General features: G+C 72.3%; 3 protein-coding genes and 1 pseudogene. 2 read left to right on the top strand and 2 right to left on the bottom strand.

Annotated elements, in window-relative coordinates; all coding sequences use genetic code 11:
* Both ACWD3D_RS35360 and ACWD3D_RS35355 read right to left on the bottom strand, forming a co-directional pair.
* Positions 1-318 (bottom strand): annotated as a pseudogene (locus tag ACWD3D_RS35360) (HEAT repeat domain-containing protein); the annotation flags it as partial.
* A gap of 301 nt (positions 319-619) precedes the next feature.
* On the bottom strand, positions 620-1,012 hold the full coding sequence (locus tag ACWD3D_RS35355; RefSeq protein WP_451464773.1) for an ankyrin repeat domain-containing protein: 393 nt from the start codon (positions 1,010-1,012) through the stop codon (positions 620-622).
* A 393-nt stretch (positions 1,013-1,405) separates the two neighbouring features.
* Here ACWD3D_RS35355 and ACWD3D_RS35350 point away from each other — a divergent pair, with 393 nt between their 5' ends.
* Entirely contained in the window at positions 1,406-1,600 is a 195-nt protein-coding gene (locus ACWD3D_RS35350; RefSeq protein WP_275495276.1) for a hypothetical protein, read from the top strand.
* Between the two features lie 41 nt (positions 1,601-1,641).
* A partial coding sequence (locus ACWD3D_RS35345; RefSeq protein WP_451464772.1) for a hypothetical protein occupies positions 1,642-3,058 on the top strand: 1,417 nt, incomplete at its 3' end.

Genomic DNA, 3,058 nt, shown 5'->3' with positions numbered 1-3,058 from the left:
GCTGGCGTGGTGCGGGGCTTTCAGGGGGTGCCGGCCGGCGGCGCGGCCGTGGTGGACGTACGACCGGGGCACACCACGACGGTGCCGCGCGTTCGCGATCTCCTCCAGACCGCCGTCGAGGTCGATGTAGAGCCGGGCGTAGTAGAGGGAGCGGTTCTCGACCTGCCAGTCGTGGCGGGGGTCGCTCAGAACACAGTGGTTGAGTGCCGCGAGCGCCTCGGTACGGGGTGCGGCGAGCGCGTGGAGCGTGCCGTCGCCGCGGCCCCTCTGCAGCAGGCCGAGCAGGGTGCCGCTCGGCGCTATGAATGGATCGAACATGGAAAAAGCCTCACATCAAGCTGTCGACGCAACCGGGACTGTGCAGTTCCTGGGTGGTTTCCGGCGTCCGCGGCCCCGGCCTCGGTCCGTCGGAGACCACCTGGTGCCGGAGCACTAAGCCGCGCGGGGACATGATCGGCCGACCGCCGTCTTCTGCCTGATGTCGAGCATTTTCCTCTGCCTCTCGTCGGTGGTCCGGAGCGGACCCGCGACGTCATGATGACCCAGCCATTTCGCCACCGCGACCACATTTCCGGCGGACCGGTCGCCGTGGGCCACGCCGCCCGCGCGGGCGGCGGTGTCAGCGCGCACCGAACAGTTCCAGCAGGTCGGCCTTGCCGAACATCCGCGCGGTGTCCACCGCGGAGGGCGCTCCCGCGGCCGGATCGGCGCCCGCGTCGAGCAGTGCCCCGATGACGGCGGGCTCACCTTTGAAGACCGCTCCGGCGAGCGGGGTCTGGCCCCGGTCGTTGGCGCGGTCGGGGTCGGCGCCCCGGGCCACGAGGGCGGTGACGGCGGGCGCGTGGCCGTGGTAGGCGGCGAGCATCAGCAGCGAGTCGCCCCGGTCGTTGGTGAGGTTCGCGGGCACTCCCGCGTCCACGTAGGCGGCGAGGACGTCCGTCTCGCCGCGGCGGGCGAGGTCGAAGACCTTCGTGGCCAGTTCGACCAACTCGGGGTCGGGGGTTTCGCTCATCGGACGGACCGCCTTCCTTGACCTCTGTCGTTGCCGTAGTCGTCGCCGCTGCCCCCGCCGGGGCGTACGGCACCGGGGCCGTGCGGGTAAACCGACAGGGTACTGCCCCGCAACGGTGCGGGTCCGGGACACCTGGAGGGACGGGTCCGGGGGTGTGCGGGCGGCGGTGGCCCGGCGTGACCACGGCCGTCCGGAGGGTGGTTCCGGTGCGGTTTTCCTCACACCGGCAGGACGTTCCCGGTGACCCGGCGCAGGGCCGTGCGGCCACCGGTGCTGGACCGGTCGGGTGAAAACACCACCTTCTCACTCCAATGCACCTTTTATCGTATAGATACACCGGGTGAGCCTGGAAGGACTCATGGTGACCGTCCCTCTCAACCAGGAGAACCGCTCATGATCCTTTCCATCTCGGGCGTGGTACTGCTCGGCATCATCGCCTTCCTGTTCTTCAAGAAGGACGGGATGAAGGCGTCCCACGGCCTGATCTGCGCCCTGTTCGGCTTCTACCTGGCCGGCACCGCCATCGCGCCCAGCATCACGGCGGGCGGGGCGAGCCTCGCCGGCCTGCTGGGCGGGATCAAGTTCTGACCCTCCGCACCCACCCCACACCCCCCATCCAGGAGACAGACGTGGCCCGGCGACCACTCCCCCGCATTCTCCAGCGCGGCGGCGCTTCGATCACTCGCGGTCGCGAGGTCGCGCGCACGGCCGCCGACAGCGCCACCGACGTCCTCCACCCGCTGATCGCGATCACCCGTGGTCTGCGGCTACTGGCCGTCGCAGGACGGCAGAGATGGGCCGCGACGCCCAAGGACCGGCGCGGTTCCAGGCTGTTCCTCGTCGCGGCCTGCCTGACCGCGGTGGCGCTCGTCCCGCACGGGCCGGTCCTGGCCGTGATCACGGTGATGGGCGCCGCCGCGTGGAAGGGCCGGGACAGGACCCCGGCGAGGACCGGCCCGGACGAGGCCGGGGAAACCCGGCTGCGCACCCTGTACGAGGCACTGGTCCCCTACTTCTCCGTCGCCGACGACCCCGCACCGCTCTTCGCCCACGGCGGTGACTGGGAGCAGCCCTTCGGCGACTACGCCTTCGACGACGACGGCCGGCTCGTCCGGCTCCGGGTGACCTACCCGGCCTGGTTCACCGACGGCGAGAGCGAGGCACGGACCCGGATCGAACAGGTGGTGCACGCCAAGTCCGGCCGGGGCCGCGAGTACCACTTCGTCTGGGACGAGGAGGCCAACCAGCTCGCCATGACCGTGCTCGGCCCGCTCCCCGTCACGATCGCCGCCCAGCGGTTCGTCACCGCCCCCGGCGAGACCGTCCTCGGCTTCACCGACCCGGGCTCGGTCCACCGCACCGTGCCGGTCCAGGACGGTGACGCCCACCACGACGCCTCCCCCGTGGTCTGGCGGACCGGCCCCCGCTCCGGCGAGCCGCATCTGCTCGCGGTCGGCACCGCCGGCAGCGGTACGACCACCCTCCTGCGCTCCATCGCGCTCCAGGCCCTCCGTGACGGCGACGTGCTGGTCGTCGACGGTGGCGGCAGCGGCGAGTACGGCTCCCTGGCCGGGCGCGAGGGCGTCCTCGCCGTCGAGTGCGGGCTCGCGGGCGCGCTGGCGACGCTGGAGTGGGCGGCGCACGAGACGGAACGGCGGCTCATCGACGCCAACCGCGAGCGCCAAGCCGGACGTCCCGCCGCCAAAAGCACCGGGCGCCCGCTCTGGATTCTGCTGGACCGCCCGTCCGTCCTCGGGCACCTGGCGGCGGCGGACGGCCGTCCGGACCCGCACGATCTCCTCCAGGTACCGCTGCGGCACGGCCGTGCGGCCGGGGTCACGGTGGTGCTCGCCGACCAGTTCGACGCCGTGGACGGCCTGACGGACGTGGTACTGGCCCACACCCCGGCCCGTGTCGTCCTCGGCTCCGCCTCGCGCGAGCAGGTACGTATGGTCGGCGCGGGACGCCGGCACGGAGGGCTGCGCGGCGAACACGACCGTGTCGCGGCCTTCCCGTGCCCGGTGCGGCTCCCCGCCGAGGAACGGC

Source organism: Streptomyces sp. NPDC002690 (assembly GCF_053592415.1).
Note: the sequence above shows the minus strand (reverse complement) of the source record. Positions and strands in the feature narration are given on the sequence as shown.